The sequence below is a fragment of the Staphylococcus ratti genome (assembly GCF_020883535.1).
Classification (GTDB): Bacteria; Bacillota; Bacilli; order Staphylococcales; family Staphylococcaceae; genus Staphylococcus; species Staphylococcus ratti.
Map to the genome: position 1 here is coordinate 1 of NZ_CP086654.1, position 23,644 is coordinate 23,644.

Genomic DNA, 23,644 nt, shown 5'->3' on the forward strand with positions numbered 1-23,644 from the left:
ATGTCAGAACAAGAAATTTGGGACAAAGTTCTCAGCTTATCTAAAGAAGAAGTTTCAAGTATTTCTTATCAAACTTGGCTTAAAGACACACAGTTGCATACTCTGTCTGATGAAGAAGCAATTGTATTAGTTAATCAACCTTTCGTTGCAAGTTGGTTAAGCACCAATTACACGGAACTCATTCAAGCGATTATTAAAACCGTTACTGGAAAATCAGTGAAACAAGTACGATTTTTAACAGAAGCTGATTTTGATGAACTTAAACCCGCTTCATCAGCACAGACAGCACCACCTGTAGCCAATCCTGAGACAAACGGTGAACAGTTTAATACGAATAATACATTCGAAACCTTTGTCATTGGCCCAGGCAATCGCTTCCCACATGCAGCAAGTTTAGCTGTGGCAGAAGCGCCAGCACAAGCTTACAATCCATTGTTTATCTATGGAGGCGTAGGGCTTGGTAAAACGCATCTTATGCATGCGATTGGACATTATGTCCTAGAAAATAATCCAAATGCAAAAGTGCTTTATACATCAAGCGAAAAATTTACGAATGAATTTATTCAATCTATTCGTAACAATGACACAGAAGCATTTCGTGAAAAATATCGAAATATTGATATTCTACTCATTGATGATATTCAATTCATCCAAAAGAAAGAACAAACACAAGAGGAATTTTTCCATACGTTCAACGATTTACATCAAAATCATAAACAGATTGTCATCTCAAGCGATCGCCCACCAAAAGAAATTTCCACGCTTGAAGAACGACTAAAATCACGCTTCCAGTGGGGGCTCATCGTAGATATCACACCACCTGATTTTGAAACACGTATGGCTATTTTGCAGAAAAAAACTGAAGAAGAAAACCTAGATATACCTATAGAAGCATTAACGTATATCGCCAACCAAATTCAAACAAATATTCGTGAATTAGAAGGCGCATTAACACGTGTGCTTGCATTTTCAAAATTGCAAGGTAAACCTATCACAACAGAACTTACAGCAGATGCTTTAAAAGACATCATTCAAATTCCAAAATCTAAAAAAATTACTATTCAAGACATTCAAAAAGTGGTAGGAGAATACTATGGCGTACGCATCGAAGACTTTGCAGCTAAAAAGCGTACGAAATCTATCGCATATCCCCGTCAAATCGCCATGTATTTATCCAGAGAGCTCACCGATTTTTCATTACCAAAAATTGGAGAAGAATTCGGTGGTCGTGATCATACAACAGTGATTCACGCACATGACAAAATCAACAAAGATATTAAAAATGATCCAACATTAAAACAAGAAATTGAATCACTTGAAAAAGAAATCCGCAACGCATAGGAATTTGGTCATGTGGATAATGTTAAAAGTTTATACACATCGTGCACAGGTTATCCACATGCGTACAAACTTGAAAAATCTTATATTTTTAGACTTATCCACTAATCCACAAGCCCTATGACTATGATTACTATTTTTAATATAACTATAATTAATATAAACGACTGAAAGGAGTTTATTGAATGATGGAGTTTTCTATTAAAAGAGACTATTTTATCACGCAATTAAACGATACATTAAAAGCAATCTCCCCAAGAACAACGTTACCAATTTTAACGGGGATTAAAATCGAAGCTACCAACGAAGGCATTGTCTTAACAGGCTCTGACTCTGAAATCTCAATCGAAATCACGATTCCAAATCAAGTAGATGGAGAAGAAATCGTGGAAGTTAAAGAACCAGGTTCAGTCGTATTACCAGGTCGCTTCTTTGTGGATATCATTAAAAAATTACCAGGAAAAGACGTTAAACTCTCAACAAATGAACAATTCCAAACGTTAATTACATCTGGGCATTCTGAATTTAACCTAAGCGGTCTAGATCCAGATCAATATCCATTATTGCCACAAGTTTCAAGCGACGATGCATTACAATTACCTATTAAAGTCCTTAAAAACGTGATTGCACAAACAAATTTCGCTGTGTCCACCTCAGAAACACGCCCAGTACTTACTGGTGTGAACTGGCTTATACAAGAAAATGAATTAATATGCACAGCGACAGATTCGCACCGCTTAGCAGTAAGAAAATTAAAGCTTGAAGACGAAATCGAAAATAAAAATGTCATCATTCCTGGTAAAGCTTTAGCTGAATTAAACAAAATCATGACTGAAAACGATGAACATATCGATATTTTCTTTGCGTCTAACCAAGTTTTATTCCGAGTTGGCAATATCAATTTCATTTCTCGTTTACTTGAAGGTCATTATCCAGATACTTCTCGTCTTTTCCCAGAAAACTATGAAATTAAATTAGGCTTAAACAACCATGATTTTTACCATGCGATCGATCGTGCGTCGTTATTAGCACGTGAAGGTGGCAATAACGTCATTAAATTAAGTACTGGGGAATCACTCGTGGAACTTTCATCAACATCGCCAGAAATCGGAACTGTAAAAGAAGAAGTGACAGCAAATGATGTTGAAGGTGGCAATCTCAAAATTTCTTTCAACTCAAAATATATGATGGATGCATTAAAAGCCATTGATAACGATGAAGTAGAAGTAGAATTTTTCGGTACGATGAAGCCATTTATTTTGAAACCAAAAGGTGACGATACCGTTACACAACTCATTTTACCTATTCGAACATACTAGTTTGTTCAAAATTACATGCTATTTATTAAAAGCGTGTGATACGTTATATTATTCACTTAAATTATTAATGTTAGGAGGTTGGACCCTAAGCGTTCCAACCTCTTTTTTAAGTTACATTTAAAAAATAAAAAGAAATTATGATTTAAATTACGTGTATCATAAAAAGTAAGTTATCTGTATTGAAAGAATATTCAGCGGCTTGGAGGAAAACTATGAAATCTAAATCATCTATGCTTTTAATTATCGCTGTGTCACTGTTGGTTTTAACGCTATTTGGAATCGTTGCGATGTTCAACTCGAACGATAACGCACCGAAAGACATAAAAAATGTTGAAGCATTTAAAAAAGACACAGCAACGCAGCCAACACAAGGTAAAACAACCAGTAAAGTGACACTTATTGAATTTGGAGATTATACATGCCCATATTGCGGAGATTTTGAAAGAAATATAAAGCCACAACTTAAACGAGATTATATTGATAGTGGTAAAGTAGAGTTTCGATATGTCAATGTGTTAATTCATGAAACATCAATGCGTGGTTCTCGTGCTGCTTTAGCTGTTCACAACATCGCGCCAAAAGCGTATTGGGATTTTCATCATTTTTTATATCAACATCAGCCTAAATCAAAAAAGGATACGTCAGAAAAGCCTTGGCTTAATGATCAATTAATTAAAGAGGGATTGGATAAAGTTAAAATAACAGACGCGCAAAAACAAGCAATTATTCGTGCATATCAAGCGCCATCTGATGCATCGTTAGATCGTGCCAAAGCAAATCATCAATTGGCCAAAAAATATCAACTTCAACAAGTTCCTACGCTATACGTGAATGGGAAGCACGTCGAAAATATAACGGATTATGAGGAAATCAAGAAAATAATTGATGATGAAATTGAAAAATCTAAATGATGCAGTGAGATAAAAGTGGAAGAATGTTTCACGTAAAACGTTTACACCATGAAACCTCACATTTCTTACACTTTTGCACATGAAATTTTAGCGGTAAATCGATATAATATATAAGTGAGTAACTATGAATGGAGTGATGAATTTGGCTGAGGAAATAATCGTTGATGGCGAGCTAACTTTAGGACAATTTTTGAACTATGAAGGAATTGTTGAGTCAGGTGGCCAAGCGAAATGGTTTTTACAAGAATATGAAGTATACCTTAATGGTGAACATGAAACACGTCGTGGCAAAAAACTTAGCGATGGTGATCAACTCGATATTCCAGAAGTGGGTTCATTTATTATCAAATTTGGTGAGCAATGAAATTAAAAACACTCCAACTTGAGAATTATCGTAATTACGCTTCGGTTTTATTGAAGTGTCATCCTGACGTTAATATTTTGATTGGTGAAAATGCACAAGGTAAAACAAATTTACTGGAATCGATTTATGTACTCGCTTTAGCGAAAAGTCATCGTACATCTAATGATAGGGAGCTCATTCGCTTTAATGCAGAATATGCTAAAATAGAGGGTGAGCTTAATTTTCGTCATGGCTCGATGCCGCTAACGATGTTCATTACGAAAAAAGGTAAAAAAGTAAAAGTCAATCACTTAGAGCAAAGTCGGCTCACGCAATATATTGGACATTTGAATGTCGTTTTATTTGCGCCTGAAGATTTGAATATTGTGAAAGGTTCGCCACAAATTCGACGTCGTTTTATTGATATGGAATTGGGACAAATTTCAAATTTATATTTAAACGATTTATCACAATATCAACGTATTTTAAAGCAGCGTAATCATTACTTAAAACAGCTCCAACTCAAACAGAAAAAAGATACAACGATGCTAGAAGTACTAAATCAACAATTTGCGTTATACGCAGTAAAAGTGACACAGCGGCGACGTCATTTTATTAAAGAATTAGAATCTTTAGCAAAACCTATCCATGCTGGAATTACGAATGATAAAGAGACGTTGACATTAAAATATGTACCAAGTCTTAAGTTCGAAGACGTCTCTCAGTCTGAGGAAGTCTTAACAGCAGAAGTGTTTGATTATATTCAACAACATATGGAGCGAGAGATAGAGCGTGGTAACAGTTTATTTGGACCACATAGAGATGATTTGTCTTTTCAAGTCAACGATATGGATGCACAAACATTTGGGTCTCAAGGACAACAACGTACAACCGCACTCTCAATCAAGCTTGCAGAAATAGAATTAATGCATCAAGAGGTGGGAGAATACCCTATTTTATTGCTTGATGACGTTTTGAGTGAGCTTGATGACTCTAGACAAACCCATTTACTAAGTACAATTCAACATAAAGTCCAAACATTTGTAACTACAACGTCAGTAGAGGGTATCGATCACGAAATTATGAAAAATGCGAAAGTTTATCAGATTGCACAGGGAAATATTGAGAAATAGTAGAAAGTGAAGGTGGAAGCATTGGCTGATGTGAACAACACAGAAAACTATGGTGCCAGTCAGATTCAAGTCTTAGAAGGACTTGAAGCGGTTCGAAAGCGCCCAGGAATGTATATTGGATCAACTTCAGAACGAGGTCTTCATCATCTTGTTTGGGAAATTGTCGATAACAGTATCGATGAAGCACTTGCAGGATACGCAAATGAAATTGAAGTAGTAATTGAAAAAGACAATTGGATTAAAGTAACGGACAATGGTCGAGGCATTCCGGTAGATATTCAAGAAAAAATGGGGCGTCCGGCTGTTGAAGTCATTCTGACTGTCTTACATGCCGGCGGTAAATTCGGCGGAGGCGGTTATAAAGTTTCCGGTGGTCTACATGGTGTTGGTTCATCTGTAGTTAACGCACTTAGTGATACGTTAGAGGTATATGTACATCGAGATGGACGTGTTCATCATCAGGCTTATCATAAAGGTGTTCCCGCTTTTGATTTAAAACAAATTGATGATACGGATAAAACTGGAACGGTCATTCGTTTTAAAGCAGACGGCACGATTTTCCAAGAAACGACTGTTTATAACTACGAGACATTACAATCTCGTATTCGCGAATTAGCGTTCTTAAATAAAGGTATTCGAATTACGCTCAGAGATGAACGTGAGGAAGCATCTCCTCGAGAAGATACGTATCACTATGAAGGTGGTATAAAGTCGTATGTAGAGCTTCTAAACGAGAATAAAGAGGCAATTCATCCAGAACCTATTTATGTCCACGAAACAAAAGATGACGTGGAAGTAGAAATCGCACTTCAATACAATAGCGGCTATGCGACGAATTTGCTAACTTATGCCAACAACATTCATACGTATGAAGGTGGAACGCACGAGGATGGTTTTAAACGTTCATTGACACGTGTGTTAAACAGTTATGGTACACAAAACAAAGTGATAAAAGACGATGCAGAACGTTTGTCTGGTGAAGATACAAGAGAAGGTCTTACTGCGATTATTTCGATTAAGCATGGAGATCCACAATTTGAAGGACAAACGAAAACCAAATTAGGTAACTCTGAAGTACGTCAAATTGTCGATCGTGTCTTTTCGGAATTATTTGAGCGCTTTTTATATGAAAACCCTCAAGTCGGTCGCGTTATCGTTGAAAAAGGAATTATGGCATCACGTGCGCGTCTAGCAGCGAAAAAAGCACGTGAAGTGACACGTCGTAAGTCTGCTTTAGATTTTTCAAGCTTACCTGGGAAATTAGCAGATTGTTCTAGTAAAGATCCGTCTGAAAGTGAAATTTTCTTAGTCGAAGGGGACTCTGCCGGGGGGTCTACAAAATCCGGCCGTGACTCTCGTACGCAAGCGATTTTACCTTTACGTGGTAAAATTTTAAACGTTGAAAAAGCACGTTTAGACAAGATTTTAAACAACAATGAAATTCGTCAAATGGTGACGGCTTTCGGCACAGGCATTGGTGGAGAATTCGATATTTCAAAAGCGCGTTATCATAAAATTGTAATTATGACAGATGCGGATGTTGACGGTGCACATATTCGTACGCTGTTACTGACATTTTTCTATCGTTTTATGAGACCGTTAATTGAAGCGGGATATGTTTATATTGCACAACCGCCACTTTACAAATTAACACAAGGTAAGCAAAAATATTACGTTTTCAATGATCGTGAACTCGATAAACTTAAAGAAAGACTTAATCCTACGCCGAAATGGGCGATTGCACGATACAAAGGTCTTGGCGAGATGAATGCCGATCAACTTTGGGAAACAACGATGAACCCAGAAAATCGTGCGATGTTACAAGTGACGCTTGAAGATGCGATAGAAGCAGACCAAACGTTTGAAATGTTAATGGGTGACGTTGTAGAAAATCGTCGTCAATTCATTGAAGATAATGCCGTTTATGCTAACTTAGATTTTTAAAATGGTAAATGGCTCAATTAGAAGGAGGATATCTTGATGGCTGAAATACCTGAATCAAGAATAAATGAACGAAATATAAGTAACGAGATGCGTGAGTCCTTTTTAGACTACGCGATGAGTGTCATTGTTTCTCGTGCTTTACCAGATGTAAGGGATGGCTTGAAGCCTGTACATCGTCGTATCTTATATGGCCTCAATGAGCAAGGTATGACACCAGATAAGCCATACAAAAAGTCTGCACGTATCGTCGGTGACGTTATGGGTAAATATCACCCTCACGGTGACTCTTCCATTTACGAAGCGATGGTACGTATGGCACAGGATTTCAGTTATCGTTATCCACTCGTAGACGGTCAAGGGAATTTTGGTTCTATGGATGGTGACGGTGCAGCCGCAATGCGTTATACCGAAGCACGTATGACAAAGCTTGCACTTGAATTATTAAGAGATATTAACAAAGATACGATTGATTTTATTGATAACTATGATGGAAATGAACGTGAACCGAGTGTTTTACCTTCACGTTTTCCAAACTTGCTTGTAAATGGTGCGTCTGGTATTGCCGTAGGTATGGCGACTAACATTCCACCACACAATATGACTGAAGTGATTAACGGTGTGTTGAGTTTAAGTCGAAATCCTGAAATATCTATTAATGAATTAATGGAAGATATCACAGGGCCAGACTTCCCTACAGCAGGTTTAATTCTTGGGAAAAGTGGCATTAGACGTGCGTATGAAACAGGCCGTGGTTCTATCATTATGCGTGCACGTGCTGAAATCGAATCACGCGGTGGTGGTCGTGAGCGTATTGTCGTAACAGAAATTCCATTCCAAGTGAATAAAGCACGTATGATTGAAAAAATCGCTGACCTTGTACGTGATAAAAAAATCGAAGGTATTACCGATTTACGTGATGAAACAAGTTTACGTACGGGTGTCCGTGTTGTTATTGATGTCAAAAAAGAAGCGAATGCGAATGTTATTTTAAATAACTTATACAAATTAACACCACTTCAAACGTCATTTGGTGTGAATATGATCGCACTTGTGAATGGGCGTCCACAGTTAATTAATTTAAAACAAGCCTTATTCCACTATTTAGAGCATCAAAAAGAAGTCGTACGTCGTCGTACAGCGTATAATTTGCGTAAAGCTAAAGATCGTGCGCACATTTTAGAAGGTTTACGTGTAGCGCTCGATCATATCGATGAAATTATTACGATTATTCGTGAATCTGATACAGATAAAGTTGCAATGGAAACCTTACAAACGCGCTTTAAATTAACAGAACGTCAAGCACAAGCCATCTTAGATATGCGTTTAAGACGTCTGACTGGCTTAGAACGTGACAAAATTGAACAAGAATATCATGACTTGGTTGCTTACATCGCAGAATTAGAAGCCATTTTAGCAGACGAAGAAAAATTGTTAGATATTGTGCGTGAAGAATTAATCGAAATTAGAGATAAATATGGCGATGAACGCCGTACTGAAATTCAACTTGGTGGCGTTGACAATCTCGAGGATGAAGATTTAATTCCAGAGGAACAAATTGTCATCACGTTGAGCCATAAAAATTACATTAAACGTTTGCCGGCATCGACGTATCGTTCACAACATCGTGGTGGGCGCGGCGTACAAGGTATGAATACGTTAGAAGATGACTTTGTCAGTCAACTTGTAACGACAAGTACGCACGACCATATTCTGTTCTTTACTAATAAAGGTAGAGTCTATAAATTAAAAGGTTATGAGGTGCCGGAACTCTCCCGTCAGTCTAAAGGGATCCCTATTGTGAATGCGATTGAATTAGACAACGACGAGACAATCAGTACGATGATTGCGGTTAAAGACTTAGAGTCTGAAGACAACTTCCTTGTTTTTGCGACGAAAAAAGGTTTAATCAAACGTTCGGCGTTAAGCAATTTCAACCGCATTAATAAAAATGGTAAAATCGCGATTAACTTCCGTGATGATGATGAATTAGTAGCCGTTCGTCTTACTGATGGTGAGAAGCACATTCTTATCGGAACAGCAGATGCTTCTTTAATTCGCTTTAAAGAAACGGATGTCCGTGCAATGAGTCGTATTGCAGCGGGTGTACGCGGAATTAAACTTCGCGATAACGATGAAGTGGTCGGTTTAGGTGTTGCTAACATCGATAGCGAAGATGAAGTATTAGTTGTAACTGAAAAAGGTTATGGTAAACGTACACCTGTAAGTGAATACCGTCTTTCAAATCGAGGCGGTATGGGTGTTAAAACGGCTAAAATCACTGAACGTAATGGTCAGCTAATAAGCATCGGCACCGTTTCTGGTGATGAAGATATTATGGTTGTGACGAATCATGGTGTTATTATTCGTATGGAAGTTCAAGACATCTCTAAAAATGGTCGTATGACACAAGGGGTTCGCTTAATTAAGATGGCAGAGGATCAGTTTGTATCTACAGTTGCTAAAGTGAAGCGAGAACCTGAAGATTTAGAGGAGAATAGCGAAGGTGAAATCAATAAAGATGGCATGGAAACACAAACAGAAAATGTCATTGAAGACACTATAGCTGGAGATACTATCCACACTGAAACTGTTGAGACAGAAACTACAGGAGACGATGCATCGTCGGAAGAACGTGAAACGTTAAGACAAGATTTTATGGAGCGTGTCAACGAAGATATTGAAAGCGCAGACCATAACGAGAACGAATAAAATGTAACGCCAAGGGGCGAGGACTTTGTAATGTCCTCGCCCCTTATTATGCTTAAAAATGAGCTATTGCCAATTATTGTTCTAGTGCCTTCATCGCAAATGGAATTTCGTCAATCATTTTTGAAGGAGGTACAACATACATCGTGGTAGATAATTTTTCACCGATATAACTATGCGTATATGTTGCGCTAGTAATCGCATCAATAGGATTATCAAATTGTCCAACAAACCCTGTTATCATACCTGCAAGTGTGTCCCCCATTCCACCCGTTGCCATGGCAGGATTACCAATTTGTAATTTGTATTCGTCATCTTTAAAGAAAATTTCAGTGCCATGCTTTTTTAACACTACTGTGGCACCTAAACGGTTTACCGCTTCTCTGTTGCGCTCGTAAGTTTGCTCTTCAATTGGAATACCACTCAAACGTTCCCACTCCATTTGATGTGGCGTGTAAATCACATGACATGATGGAATTTCTGGTCGTAGTTTGCTCACAATTGAAATAGCATCCCCATCCACGATCAATTTTTGATGAGGTAATATATTTTGAAGTAAAAACGTCATCGCATTGTTTCCTTTAAAATCAAGTCCTAAACCAGGACCGATAAGTATACAATCTGAAGCTTCAATCATTTTTGTAAGCTTTTTCGTATCGTTAATATCGACTACCATTGCTTCTGGACAACGTGAATGTAGTGCTGCATGGTTGGTCGGATGCGTTGCAACAGTAATAAGGCCTGCTCCACTATAAACACATGCACGTGCTGCAAGCATAATGGCGCCACCTAAATTTGCATTTCCACCAATTAAAAGAATACGTCCATAATCCCCTTTGTGCGTTTCTTGTTTTCGCTTAGGGATTTTAACACTTGTTAACGTTTGCACCCTGTTGACCTCCTTTTTCAAATAGTTACTCAATTACATATACTATTTATATTTTAACGATTTGTATAGACTTGCTTATTTAAAAATAGCTTAAATACAACAAGATATATTATACCTGTCTTTACTTTTCGTCAATAGTTAAAAATAACAATCATTTACCGCGTTAAACTACTACCTTGATAATAGGTTACGGATATGCTCTGAACTATTGTCACTGAATTTTTCGACTACTATACTTGAATAAGGTAAGAAATAAACAAAGGGGGCAATAAAATGACATTACACTTAACTGGGGAGCAACTAAGCATTCACGCAATTCGAGATTTTTTAGCACAAAATGATAAAGTTGTCGTAACAGAAGCGGCACTTCAGCGTGTCGAACAAAGTCGCGCAACTGTTGAACGCATTATAGAAAATAAAGAAACGGTTTACGGCATCACAACAGGTTTTGGATTATTCAGTGATGTACTTATTGAACAACAAAAATATAACCAACTTCAAGTCAATTTAATCCGCTCACATGCATGTGGCGTAGGTGAACCTTTTTCAAATGATGTTGCGTTAGTGATGATGGTATTACGTCTTAATACGTTACTTAAAGGACATTCAGGTGTCACAACACAACTAGTAGAACAACTAACTTATTTTATAAATGAGCGAATTATTCCTGTTATTCCACAACAAGGATCTCTAGGAGCTTCAGGTGATTTAGCACCGTTATCACATTTAGCCCTTGCGCTAATAGGAGAAGGCCGTGTGTCATATCAAGGTGAAATTTTAGACAGCTCGTCAGTCTTACAAAAATTAAACCGAGCGCCTTTAACGTTACAAGCGAAAGAAGGACTCGCGTTAATTAATGGTACACAAGCCATGACAGCACAAGGTGTGATTACTTTCATAGAAGCAGAAAGTTTAGGCTATGAAGCGGAGTGGATTGCATCACTGACACATCAAGCTTTAAACGGTATTACAGATGCCTACCACGAAAAGGTACATTTGGTGCGAAATTTTGAAGAACAGACGGCAGTAGCGAGGCGTATGTCAGACTGGCTAGAAGGATCTGAGTTAACGACACGCCAAGGGGAAGTACGTGTTCAAGACCCGTATACGTTACGTTGCATTCCTCAAATTCATGGTGCGAGCTTCCAAGTTTTTAATTATGTACGTGAAAAATTAGAATTTGAAATGAACGCAGCCAATGATAATCCGCTTATTTTTGACGAAAGTGATGAGACGTTAGTCATTTCAGGCGGTAATTTTCACGGTCAACCTGTAGCTTTTGCGTTAGACTTCCTTAAAATTGGAATAAGTGAGTTAGCTAACGTGTCTGAACGTCGATTAGAACGTCTCGTCAATCCTCAACTTAATGGAGGATTACCAGCTTTTCTTAGTCCAGAGCCTGGCTTGCAAAGTGGCGCGATGATTATGCAATATGCAGCAGCAAGTTTAGTTTCGGAAAATAAAACATTAGCACATCCTGCAAGTGTGGATTCTATTCCTTCATCAGCAAACCAAGAAGATCACGTTTCTATGGGAACGATTGCTTCACGTCATGGCTACCAAATTTTAGAAAATGTGCGTCGTGTACTTGCCATTGAAGCGATTATTGCGCTACAAGCTGTGGAATTAAAAGGTGTTGAAGGCCTCTCTCCTAAAACACGTGACAAATACGAGACGTTAAGAGCATTCATTCCTTCGATTACTGAAGATCGTCAATTTCATAAAGATATTGATCGCATGGCACAGTATTTAGCAGATGAGGCATATTCTGCATAAAAGAGTTCACAAATTAGCCCTTGCGGAGTGAAATTGAATTTGCTATATTGAAGTTAAATTAATAGATAATTGTTTTGTGGACAAAGTAATATGTACCGATTTCAGAGAATTTGTGGTTGGTGTGAACAAATAATACGTTGCATATGAAATCTACCCACGTTTGAGAACAATTCGGGTCAAACCGTTAACTTTGTAGAGTGCAGACATTAATATGTCTGTTAAATAGGGTGGCAACGCGTAAACCACGTCCCTTGTCGTAGAGGGGGCGTGGTTTTTTTGTTACCTTAAAATTATAGAGAGGATGAAATATATGTTAGACATTAAATTGTTTAGAACAAGCCCTGAATATGTGAAAGAGAAAATCGCTTTACGCGGTGACGATACATCGGTTGTAGATGATATCTTAAACCTTGATACGAAGCGTCGTGAATTTATTCAAAAAACAGAAGAATTAAAATCAGAACGTAATAAAGCGTCTGAAGCTATCGCACAAAAGAAACGTAATAAAGAAAATGCGGATGATGCGATTCAAGCGCAACGTGAAGTTGGTGAAAAAATTAAAGCCATCGACACAGAATTAAAAGAAGTTGATGAAGCTTTAAATGATAAATTATCACGCATTCCTAACTTAATACATGATGACGTGCCTCAAGGTGCAGATGATACTGAAAACGTAGAACAGAAAAAATGGGGCACGCCAAGAACATTCAGTTTCGAACCTAAAGCGCATTGGGACTTATTAGAATCATTAAAAATGGCTGATTTTGAACGTGCAGCTAAAATTGCACGTGCACGCTTCGTCTTTTTAACAGAAGAAGGTGCAAAATTAGAGCGCGCATTAATGAACTATATGTTAACGAAACATACAACACAACATGGTTATAGAGAAATGATAGCGCCACAACTTGTAAACCCTAAAGCGATGTATGGTACTGGCCAATTGCCTAAGTTTGAAGAAGACTTATTTAAAGTTGAAAAAGAAGGCCTTTATACGATTCCTACAGCTGAAGTACCTTTAACAAACTATTACCGTGATGAAATTATACAGCCGGGTGTCTTACCTGAAAAATTTACTGGACAAACAGCTTGTTTTAGAAGTGAAGCAGGTTCTGCTGGACGTGATACACGTGGTCTTATCCGCTTACATCAATTTAACAAAGTAGAGATGGTTCGAATTGAAAAACCGGAAGATTCTTGGAATGCATTAGAAGAAATGACGGGTCATGCTGAAGCGATTTTAGAAGAGTTAGGCTTACCTTATCGTCGTGTTATTTTATGTACAGGAGATATTGGTTTCGGATCAAGTAAAACATACGATTTAGAAGTATGGTTACCAAGTTACAATGATTATAAAGAAATCAGTTCATGTTCTAACTGTGTAGATTTCCAAGCACGTCGCGCTAACATTCGTTTTAAACGTGATAAAGACGCGAAACCGGAATACGCACATACATTAAATGGTTCTGGTTTAGCTGTAGGTCGTACATTTGCAGCTATCGTAGAGAATTACCAAAATGAAGATGGCTCAATTACAGTGCCAGAAGCGCTTGTACCATTTATGGGCGGTCAAACAGTAATAAAAGCATTATAATAATATAAGTACGTACAAACTTCATTAAAACATATGGGGTATAGTGCTTTCTATTTCATACAATAACAGTAGCTGTCTAGGATTGAAGATAGGCTTAACAGCTATCTTCAATCCTAGACATCCTTGTAGGGGCAGGACGACGAAATCAATAGATTTCTGTCCTGCTCCCTTTTCATAGTGGGGTAGGGGAGTCTGATTGATATAAGAAAGGCTTACTGAATTATAAAGTGCATATAAGCAATAAGACTGACATCAGGTAGTCCTGTTCAAGGTTGGATTATTTATGAAGGAAATAGCGGTATTAAAATCTGAAAATTCTTTATAATAAAATGTTAAGAAATCAATACTCTTAGACGGTAGTCAGTCTAACATCTCTGTGAGGTTAGACTGACGTTATAGCGTTTTGAGTGGATTTGTAATAAAATAGGCTTAATTTTTCTCGAAAGGGTGTGAACTGATGTCATACACTACGTTTAAACAAGGGGTGAAAGATTGTATTCCTACATTGCTAGGTTATGCAGGTGTGGGATTTTCGTTTGGTATTGTTGGCGTGGCGTCAGGTTTTGGCGTACTAGAAATAGCGCTATTGTCTATTCTTGTATATGCAGGTGCAGCACAATTTATCATTATCGCTTTAATGGCTGTTCACACGCCCATTTGGATTATTGTCCTTACTGCGCTCATTGTGAACAGTCGGATGTTTTTGCTAAGTATGACACTTGCACCAAGTTTTAAAAATGAATCGTTGTTACAACGCATAGGTATCGGCGCATTATTAACAGATGAAACATTTGGTATTGCGATTTCTCCGCACTCAAAAGGGCAATTTATTGGTTCGCGTTGGATGCATGGCATTAATTTAACGGCTTATCTTTTTTGGATTTTAATATGTGTTTTTGGCGCATTGTTAGGGGACATACTGAAACATCCAGAAGCACTCGGATTAGATTATGCGATTGTGGCGATGTTTATCTTTTTAATGGTGACTCAATTTGAAGGGATACCAAAAACAAAATTACATATTTATCTTTATTTAGTCTGTATCGTGACGATAATGATGTGCGTATTAAGTATCGTAATGCCTTCATATATCGCTATTCTCATTTCATCAATGGTCACAGCATGGATAGGGGTGATGATGGAACGATGACGACGTATATACTATGGACAATACTTTTGTCTGGTTTAGGAACTTTAATTTTGCGTATTACACCTTTTATAGCAATTTCTAAATTGGATTTATCTGAACGATTTTTAAAGTGGCTCTCCTTTATACCGATTACGCTTTTTACAGCGCTTGTAGTAGATGGATTAATGATTCAACAAAGTGGCCACTGGGGGTATCAATTTAACTGGATTTTTCTCATCAGTATTATCCCAACAGTGATTGCTGGCTTCTTTTCCCGTAGTCTAACAGTATCTGTCCTTGTCGGGATTAGTAGCGTTGCGTTACTGAGGTTAGTCTTACCTTATTAAAAATCTAAATGCAATTTGCAAGAAAATTCTGAATGCGTTATGATATGTGATAAATGAATATAGAAAACTTATTAAGAGAAGTTGAGGGAATTGGCCCTATGACACTTCAGCAACCACTTAGAGATAAGTAAGGTGCTACAACCAACGAAAGCGTCGAGTGATAAGTCATCTGTTCTGAATGTACGTTGGGGTTGGGTCATAGCAATGACCTAGCCCCTTATTATTTAGAAGCGCCTATCTGTATAAGGTTTACAGTTGTTTCATATGCGGTTCGTCTTATTATTCACTTGAGTATGGCTAATTATATCTATTTCTGTATACATCTTAAAATTTATATTTTAGAGGGAGGGCACACTTATATGACGGAATATACAGTGGACACATTGCATTTAGGTAAGTTTACGACAGAATCTGGAGAGACTATTCAAAATTTGCAGTTAAAATATGAGCATGTTGGGCATCGAGGACAACCGCTCGTATTAGTGTGTCACGCGCTTACAGGGAATCATTTAACTTATGGGACGGAAAAGAAGCCAGGATGGTGGCGTGAAATTATTGATGGCGGCTATATGCCATTACATGATTATCAGTTTTTAACATTTAATGTGATTGGAAGTCCTTTTGGTTCAAGTTCCCGATTAACAGATGATCATTTTCCTAACAAATTGACTATTCGTGATATTGTACGTGCGATTGAGTTAGGCTTAAATGCGCTTAAATTTGAAAAAATTGAAGTGTTAATAGGGGCATCGCTCGGGGGAATGCAAGTTTTAGAATTATTATATAATCAAAAATTCACTGTGAAAAAGGCGGTTATTTTAGCATCTACAGCAAAAACGTCTTCTTATTCTCGTGCCTTCAATGAAATTGCACGACAAGCAATTTGTTTAGGAGGGAGGGAAGGCTTAAGTATTGCGCGACAACTAGGCTTTTTAACATACCGGTCGTCTAAAAGTTATGAAGCACGTTTTACACCTGATGAAGTGGTATCTTATCAGAAGTACCAAGGTGATAAGTTTAAAGTACATTTTGATTTGAATTGTTATCTTACATTGTTAGATGTTTTAGACAGTCACGATGTGTTCCGTGGCCGCAAAGACGTTCAGCAAGTGTTCCAATCTTTAGATACTAGAGTATTAACAATGGGCTTTACAGATGATTTATTATATCCGGATGATCAAGTTGCTGCGATAGGGGAGTACTTTCAATATCATCGTCATTTCTTTGTTCCAGATAACGTAGGGCATGATGGTTTTCTGCTGAATTTTAATGATTGGGCCCCTTACTTATATCATTTTTTAGAACTTTCGAGATTTAGACGCTAAATTTAGACGAATAAGTTACATTTTTGTTATAATCATGTAAATATGAGGTGCACAAAAAAGCATCGTTAGGGTACGGATAAATGTTCGAGCTTTCAGCAGATGCTTTTAAGTAGTGTAAGTACAGTACGTATTGCCTCATTACAGACTATTTTAAGTGTGTATTGGCATGGTTTTAAATGAGACTCGTATGACATAATGAGCTCAAATGAATGGATGTTTAAAGGGAATAAAACAGGAGATTTAACCTAATTTGTTAGCAAATGACGTCTATTGTAAACCGCTCTTAAAGCCTGTAAAATAGTGACTATAAATCTAAGTTTGGAAGTGGCGTTATTGTTTTCAAAAATTAAACCTAAAGAAACCATATTAGGCACAATTGCATTAATTTTGGTCGCTTTAGTAATGCATTTCATGCCATTATTAGGCGTTATTGTTGTATTTTTTGCTCCGCTTCCGGGAATTATTCTTTGGTATCGCTCTAAATACTCGTTTGGTATTGCTGCACTGATTTCAATATTGGTCGCAACATTGACGGGCAGTCTATTTGTTCAAACGTTTATGATTATTATACTTATAGCGAGTTTAGTAATTGGACAATTGTTAATTCAACGAGCTTCTAAAGAACGTATTCTATACTTCGTCACAATTGTAACGAGCCTTGTGACGTTAGGAGCAATGATACTTTTACAGAGCATAAAAAAACTTCCTTATGCGCATGAATTGCTAGAACCATATAGAAGAATAATGAATGAAACGATTCAAATGCAAAATTTAGACGACCAAGCTTCAAAAGTAATGGAAGCGTCTATTCAACAAATGGCAATTCAAATGCCAAGTTTTATCGTGGTAGGTATCGCTTTATATTTTATGTTGTCATTGCTTATTATGTTTCCGATTTTACGTCAATTTAAAGTGGCAACACCGGTATATCGACCATTGTATTTATGGCAATTAAGAAAATCTATCTTTATTATATATGCCATTGCTTTATTAGTTAGCATTATGACAGAACCAGCAACAACCGCACATAGCATCAGTTTAAACTTTATCCTCGTACTTGGTTTCTTACTTGTCATCCAAGGTTTAAGTTTTATTCATTATGCTTGTTCTATTAAAAAATTCCCAATAGGTGTTTCTGTTCTTTTAATTGTTGTAGGTATTGTTGCTTATCCACTTACACGCCTAATTGGTTTATTAGATCTCGGATTGAATCTAAAAAGCATGCTTAAAAAACGTTAAGAGGTGACAATATGAAACGTCAATCGGTAAAGAAATCGTTACTCCTACCTTTTATATTTATCACGTTAATTGCGATTGCAAGTGTTGGTTTGAGTTTTTTCTTTAGCATTGTTTTCGGTTTTATTGCGGCGATCGCGTTGTTTATTGTGTTAATTATTTGTGTTTTTCTATTTAGGTGGATTTTCAAAAAATTAGACACATATATAGAAAATTTAAGTGGCAAGGTGACGCTTGCAAGTGACCGTGCGATTAAAAATATGCCGATTGGAATGATTGTTTTAAATCAAAACGATCAAATTGAATGGATGAATAAATTTATTACGGATCGTACAGAGCGTAATGTAATTTCTGACCCTATTAATGAGGTATATCCTAATATTTTAAAACAACTCGACAAAGCGAAAGAAATTGAACTGACGAGCAATGGTTATACGTATCGAGTGAAGTATTCAAAAGATGAAGGTATCCTTTATTTTTTAGACGTCACAGAAGAAGCGGAAATCAAGCAAGCGTATGAGGATGAACAGCCGATTATCGCAACACTCTTTTTAGATAACTATGATGAAATCACTCAAAATATGAACGATACACAACGTTCTGAAATCAACTCTATGGTGACACGTGTGATTAGCCGTTGGGCACAAGAACATAACGTTTATTTTAAGCGTTACAGCTCTGATCAATTTGTCGCGTATTTAAATCGTCGCATATTGCGTGAATTAGAAGCGACGAAATTTGATATTTTAAGTCAATTACGTGAAAAAAGTGTAGGCTATCGCGCGCAACTGACATTAAGTATCGGTATTGGTGAAGGATCTGAAAATTTAATTGACCTTGGGGAAATGTCTCAATCTGGATTGGATTTAGCATTAGGTCGAGGCGGAGACCAAGTCGCGATTAAAAGTATGCATGGTAATGTGCGCTTTTACGGAGGGAAGACTGACCCGATGGAAAAACGTACGCGGGTAAGAGCGCGCGTAATTTCCCACGCGTTAAAAGACATTTTACTTGAAGGTGACAAAGTGATTGTCATGGGGCATACAAGACCGGATCTCGATGCGATTGGTGCTGCAATTGGTGTGACACGTTTTGCGATGATGAACAATCTCGAATCCTACATCGTTTTAAATGAATCAGACATCGACCCTACTTTGCGTCGTGTTATGGATGAGATTGACCAAAAGCCTGAGCTTAAAGCGCGTTTTATTACTTCAGATGAAGCTTGGGACATGATGACAAGCAAAACAACGTTAGTAATTGTTGATACACATAAACCAGAAATGGTTATTGATCGAGACATTTTAAATAAAGCTAACCGTAAAGTAGTGATAGACCATCATCGTCGTGGGGAAGATTTTATCGCAAATCCGTTGCTCATTTATATGGAACCGTACGCAAGCTCAACGGCGGAATTGGTGACAGAGTTGTTAGAATATCAAACGACAGAGCAACGTTTAACACGATTAGAATCGACCGTCATGTATGCAGGGATAATTGTCGATACGCGTAACTTTACATTACGTACAGGTTCGCGTACATTTGATGCGGCAAGTTATTTGCGTGCACATGGTGCAGATACAATTTTAACGCAACATTTCTTAAAAGATGATATCGATACGTACATTAAACGAACGGAGTTAATACGTACGGTAGACTTACAAGAAAATGGCATTGCAATTGCACATGGTGAAGAGAATCAAATCTATCATCCTGTGACCGTGGCGCAAGCTGCTGATGAATTATTAAGTTTAGATGGTGTGAAAGCGTCTTACGTAATTGCTAAGCGTGAAGGCAATCTTGTTGGTATTTCAGCGCGTTCGTTAGGTGAGTTTAACGTACAACTGACTATGGAAGCCCTCGGTGGAGGGGGCCATCTTACAAACGCTGCGACTCAAATTGAAGACGTCACAGTCGAAGAAGCCATCGAGCGATTAAAAGTAGCCATCCAAGAACAAATCGATAGGAGTGACAATGCATGAAAGTAATTTTTACACAAGATGTTAAAGGTAAAGGGAAAAAAGGTGAAGTGAAAGACGTACCAGTTGGTTATGCAAATAACTTTTTAATCAAAAACAATTATGCAGTAGAAGCGACACCTGGTAATCTCAAAAAGTTAGAGCAACAAAATAAGCGTATTGAAAAAGATAAACAACAAGAACTTGAAGATGCAAAAGCTTTAAAAGCAAAGTTAGAAGAACTTGAAGTTAAAGTGACAGCGAAATCAGGTGAAAGTGGTAAATTATTTGGCTCAGTAAGCACAAAACAAATTGCTGAAGCTTTAAATAAGCAACACGGTATTAAAATTGATAAACGTAAAATGGAATTATCACACGGAATACAAGCGTTAGGCTATACGAATGTCCCTGTTAAACTTCATAAAGAAGTAGAAGGCGTGATTCGTGTGCATACTGTAGAACAATAAGAAAACGCATATAAACCTATAATGTCGTCATAATTTGAGGGGGAAGACATACGAATGTCTACGCCTCTTCTTTTTTGAAGAAACATGACGTAACAACATGAATAGTGTTAAAATATGTGAAGTAGACAAAGTAGACAAAAACGTGCAGGGAGGTTACTCGCATGGATGGAATGTATGAGCATCAACAAATGCCACATAGTAATGAAGCGGAACAATCCGTTTTAGGTGCGATATTTTTAGATCCTGAATTAATGTCATCCACCCAGGAAATATTGCTACCAGAGTCTTTTTATCGCACAGCGCATCAGCATATTTTCCGTGCGATGATGAACCTGAATGAAGATGGCAATGATATTGATATTGTGACAGTGCTAGACCGTCTTACACAGGACGGGGTCATCAGTGAATCTGGCGGACCACAATATCTTGCTGAAATCACGTCAAACGTGCCAACGACACGTAATATTCAATATTACACAGATGTTGTTTTCAAAAATGCTGTGAAGCGGAAGTTGATTCACACGGCAGATAGTATTGCGAATGACGGCTACAATGAAGAATTAGATATTGATACGGTTTTAAATGATGCTGAACGTCGTATATTGGAACTTTCATCGACACGTGAAAGTGACGGATTTAAAGATATTCGAGATGTTTTAGGTCAAGTATATGATAATGCTGAAGCACTTGATCAAAATAGTGGCCAGACACCAGGTATACCTACAGGTTATCGTGATTTAGACCAAATGACAGCTGGCTTTAACCGCAATGACTTGATTATTTTAGCGGCGCGTCCATCTGTAGGTAAAACAGCTTTTGCATTAAATATTGCGCAGAAAGTTGCCACAAACGAAGACCAATATACAGTCGGTATCTTTTCTCTTGAAATGGGTGCAGATCAACTGGCGACGCGTATGATTTGTAGTTCTGGAAACGTGGATTCAAACCGTTTACGTACAGGGACGATGACTGAAGAAGATTGGAATCGTTTTACGGTGGCAGTCGGTAAATTATCGCGTACTAAAATCTTTATCGATGATACACCAGGGATTCGCATTACGGATTTACGTTCGAAATGTCGTCGACTCAAGCAAGAGCACGGGCTTGATATGATTGTGATTGACTATCTTCAGTTAATTCAAGGCAGCGGCTCTCGTGCTTCTGACAACCGTCAACAAGAAGTATCGGAAATTTCACGTATGCTAAAAGGCATTGCACGTGAATTAGAATGTCCGGTCATTGCGTTAAGTCAGCTCTCTCGTGGTGTAGAGCAACGTCAAGACAAACGACCAATGATGAGTGATATTCGTGAATCAGGATCGATTGAGCAAGATGCTGATATCGTAGCCTTTTTATACCGTGATGACTACTATAATCGTGGTGATGGTGAAGAAGATGATGATGACAGTAGTTTTGAACCACAAACGAATGATGAAAATGGTGAAATTGAAATTATTATCGCAAAACAACGTAACGGCCCTACAGGTACTGTTAAACTTCACTTTATGAAACAATACAATAAATTTACAGATATTGATTATGCACATGCGGATATGGGTTAAATCACGTGTAAGAAATTAAAGAAAAAACATCTGTAAAAATAAATTATTCCGTACATTTATGACTATAACGTTTTAAATGTACGGTTTTTTATTTGATTTTTATACCTTTTCTGATATTAAGTCTGTTTTTGAGCATACCTATTTTTGAGTCAAAAACCTATAATAGAGCGCTGTTACAAGGATAGTGCAGCTTTTTTATGTTGATAAAGTGAACGAATGCCCTTCTTTTATAAAGTTCGTTTTTTGGTTTGCATTCCATCTAACAGACTGGTAAAATACACTTTGGTTAATCGAGAAAACGTTGGAGGTGCTCTTATGTCATCAATCGTAGTTGTTGGGACACAATGGGGAGACGAAGGTAAAGGAAAAATTACAGACTTTTTAGCAGAACAAGCAGATGTGATTACACGTTTTTCAGGCGGTAATAACGCAGGACATACTATTAAATTTGACGGTGAAACATACAAACTTCACTTAGTACCATCAGGTATTTTCTATAAAGAGAAATTATCTGTTATCGGTAACGGTGTAGTTGTAGATCCTGTTGCTTTATTGAAAGAATTAGATGGCTTAAATGAACGTGGAATAGCGACTGATAATCTGCGCATTTCTAACCGTGCTCACGTCATCCTTCCATACCACTTAAAACAAGACGAGCTTGAAGAAGCACGTCGTGGTGACAATAAAATCGGTACGACGAAAAAAGGTATCGGCCCAGCATACGTAGATAAAGCACAACGTATTGGTATTCGTATGGCAGATCTTTTAGATAAAGAAATTTTTGAACAGCGCTTAAAAGAAAATTTAGCATATAAAAATGATTATTTCCAAGGCATGTTTAAAGAAGCGGCACCATCATTTGATGAAATCTTTGAAACATACTACGCAGCAGGACAACGTCTTGCACCTTACGTCACTGATACAGCAAAAGTATTAGATGATGCATTTGTAGCGGATGAAAAAGTATTATTCGAAGGTGCGCAAGGTGTGATGTTAGACATCGACCACGGAACATATCCATTTGTAACGTCTAGTAACCCAGTAGCAGGTAACGTAACAGTTGGTACAGGGGTTGGCCCAACGCATGTTTCAAAAGTAGTAGGTGTATGTAAAGCTTATACATCTCGTGTAGGTGACGGTCCATTCCCAACTGAATTATTTAACGAAGAAGGCCATCACATTCGTGAAGTCGGTCGAGAATACGGTACAACAACAGGACGTCCACGTCGTGTAGGTTGGTTTGATTCTGTTGTTTTACGTCACTCACGCCGTGTAAGTGGGATTACAGATTTATCTATCAACTCTATCGATGTGTTAACTGGATTAGAGACAGTGAAAATCTGTACAGCTTACGAATTAGATGGTAAAGAAATCACAGAATATCCTGCAAACCTAAATGATTTAAAACGTTGTAAGCCAATTTTTGAAGAATTACCAGGTTGGACAGAAGATATTACAGGTGTACGTAGTTTAGATGAATTACCTGACAATGCACGTCGTTACTTAGAACGTATTGCAGAATTATGTAATGTGCATATTTCAATTTTCTCTGTAGGTCCTGACCGTAATCAAACAAATGTTGTAGAAGCGTTATGGGGTTAATCCTTGAAGGAAGTCTTACCGCAACGCTTCGGTAAGACTGACGCGAGGATAGAAATACATTGAACATA

18 protein-coding genes, 1 riboswitch and 1 other annotated feature are annotated in these 23,644 nt (G+C 37.6%); of the genes, 17 read left to right on the top strand and 1 reads right to left on the bottom strand.

The annotated features are described in order from the left end of the window. The 7 genes from dnaA to gyrA all read left to right on the top strand — a co-directional run bounded on the left by dnaA (position 1) and on the right by gyrA (position 9,697). On the top strand, positions 1–1,341 hold the full coding sequence (dnaA, locus tag LN051_RS00005; protein ID WP_229292604.1) for a chromosomal replication initiator protein DnaA: 1,341 nt from the start codon (positions 1–3) through the stop codon (positions 1,339–1,341). Positions 1,342–1,523: 182 nt separating this feature from the next. Beyond that, a complete protein-coding gene (dnaN, locus tag LN051_RS00010; protein ID WP_229292605.1) occupies positions 1,524–2,657 on the top strand; it encodes a DNA polymerase III subunit beta in 1,134 nt (377 codons plus the stop codon). Between the two features lie 212 nt (positions 2,658–2,869). Further along, positions 2,870–3,568, top strand: coding sequence for a DsbA family protein (locus LN051_RS00015; RefSeq protein WP_229292606.1), 699 nt, complete (start codon positions 2,870–2,872; stop codon positions 3,566–3,568). A gap of 124 nt (positions 3,569–3,692) precedes the next feature. After that, positions 3,693–3,932 carry an RNA-binding S4 domain-containing protein gene (locus LN051_RS00020; protein WP_274704565.1) on the top strand — a complete coding sequence of 80 codons (240 nt, stop codon included), beginning with the start codon at positions 3,693–3,695 and terminating at the stop codon, positions 3,930–3,932. Next, positions 3,929–5,044: a DNA replication/repair protein RecF gene (recF, locus tag LN051_RS00025; protein ID WP_229292608.1), complete on the top strand. Its 1,116-nt coding sequence runs from the start codon at positions 3,929–3,931 to the stop codon at positions 5,042–5,044. Before LN051_RS00020 ends, recF begins: the two co-directional genes overlap by 4 nt. Before the next feature lie 12 nt (positions 5,045–5,056). Then, a complete protein-coding gene (gene gyrB / locus LN051_RS00030; RefSeq protein WP_229292609.1) occupies positions 5,057–6,988 on the top strand; it encodes a DNA topoisomerase (ATP-hydrolyzing) subunit B in 1,932 nt (643 codons plus the stop codon). 36 nt (positions 6,989–7,024) lie between these two features. Further along, a complete protein-coding gene (gene gyrA, locus LN051_RS00035) occupies positions 7,025–9,697 on the top strand; it encodes a DNA gyrase subunit A (RefSeq protein ID WP_229292610.1) in 2,673 nt (890 codons plus the stop codon). Positions 9,698–9,770: 73 nt separating this feature from the next. Here the strand turns inward: gyrA and LN051_RS00040 are convergent, their stop codons facing one another. Further along, complete coding sequence (locus tag LN051_RS00040; protein WP_229292611.1) at positions 9,771–10,583, bottom strand: NAD(P)H-hydrate dehydratase; 813 nt, start codon at positions 10,581–10,583, stop codon at positions 9,771–9,773. A 273-nt stretch (positions 10,584–10,856) separates the two neighbouring features. On the opposite strand from LN051_RS00040, the gene hutH reads away from it, so the two are divergent. From hutH to LN051_RS00090, 10 genes are all read left to right on the top strand, one after another. After that, positions 10,857–12,359, top strand: a complete 1,503-nt coding sequence (gene hutH, locus LN051_RS00045; RefSeq protein ID WP_229292612.1) for a histidine ammonia-lyase — start codon at positions 10,857–10,859, stop codon at positions 12,357–12,359. 65 nt (positions 12,360–12,424) lie between these two features. Next, positions 12,425–12,614, top strand: a binding site (T-box leader). Between the two features lie 55 nt (positions 12,615–12,669). Continuing rightward, positions 12,670–13,950 (top strand): serine--tRNA ligase, encoded by a 1,281-nt coding sequence (gene serS, locus LN051_RS00050; protein ID WP_229292613.1) that lies wholly within the window; start codon positions 12,670–12,672, stop codon positions 13,948–13,950. A gap of 457 nt (positions 13,951–14,407) precedes the next feature. Then, on the top strand, positions 14,408–15,100 hold the full coding sequence (locus tag LN051_RS00055) for an AzlC family ABC transporter permease (RefSeq protein ID WP_229292614.1): 693 nt from the start codon (positions 14,408–14,410) through the stop codon (positions 15,098–15,100). Further along, positions 15,097–15,426 (top strand): AzlD domain-containing protein, encoded by a 330-nt coding sequence (locus LN051_RS00060; RefSeq protein WP_229292615.1) that lies wholly within the window; start codon positions 15,097–15,099, stop codon positions 15,424–15,426. The genes LN051_RS00055 and LN051_RS00060 overlap by 4 nt, the downstream gene beginning before the upstream one ends. Positions 15,427–15,491: 65 nt before the next feature. Further along, a riboswitch (SAM riboswitch) is annotated at positions 15,492–15,593 on the top strand. A 192-nt stretch (positions 15,594–15,785) separates the two neighbouring features. Next, on the top strand, positions 15,786–16,751 hold the full coding sequence (metX, locus tag LN051_RS00065) for a homoserine O-acetyltransferase MetX (RefSeq protein ID WP_229292616.1): 966 nt from the start codon (positions 15,786–15,788) through the stop codon (positions 16,749–16,751). A gap of 300 nt (positions 16,752–17,051) precedes the next feature. Further along, positions 17,052–17,990, top strand: a complete 939-nt coding sequence (locus LN051_RS00070) for a DUF2232 domain-containing protein (RefSeq protein ID WP_229292617.1) — start codon at positions 17,052–17,054, stop codon at positions 17,988–17,990. 11 nt (positions 17,991–18,001) lie between these two features. Continuing rightward, positions 18,002–19,969 carry a DHH family phosphoesterase gene (locus LN051_RS00075; RefSeq protein ID WP_229292618.1) on the top strand — a complete coding sequence of 656 codons (1,968 nt, stop codon included), beginning with the start codon at positions 18,002–18,004 and terminating at the stop codon, positions 19,967–19,969. Then, complete coding sequence (gene rplI, locus LN051_RS00080) at positions 19,966–20,412, top strand: 50S ribosomal protein L9 (protein ID WP_229292619.1); 447 nt, start codon at positions 19,966–19,968, stop codon at positions 20,410–20,412. The genes LN051_RS00075 and rplI overlap by 4 nt, the downstream gene beginning before the upstream one ends. A gap of 161 nt (positions 20,413–20,573) precedes the next feature. Continuing rightward, positions 20,574–21,974 (top strand): replicative DNA helicase, encoded by a 1,401-nt coding sequence (gene dnaB / locus LN051_RS00085; protein WP_229292620.1) that lies wholly within the window; start codon positions 20,574–20,576, stop codon positions 21,972–21,974. 315 nt (positions 21,975–22,289) lie between these two features. Continuing rightward, the gene (locus LN051_RS00090; RefSeq protein WP_229292621.1) at positions 22,290–23,576 is read left to right on the top strand and encodes an adenylosuccinate synthase; all 1,287 of its coding nucleotides are present in this window, start codon (positions 22,290–22,292) and stop codon (positions 23,574–23,576) included. Positions 23,577–23,644: the final 68 nt, after the last annotated feature.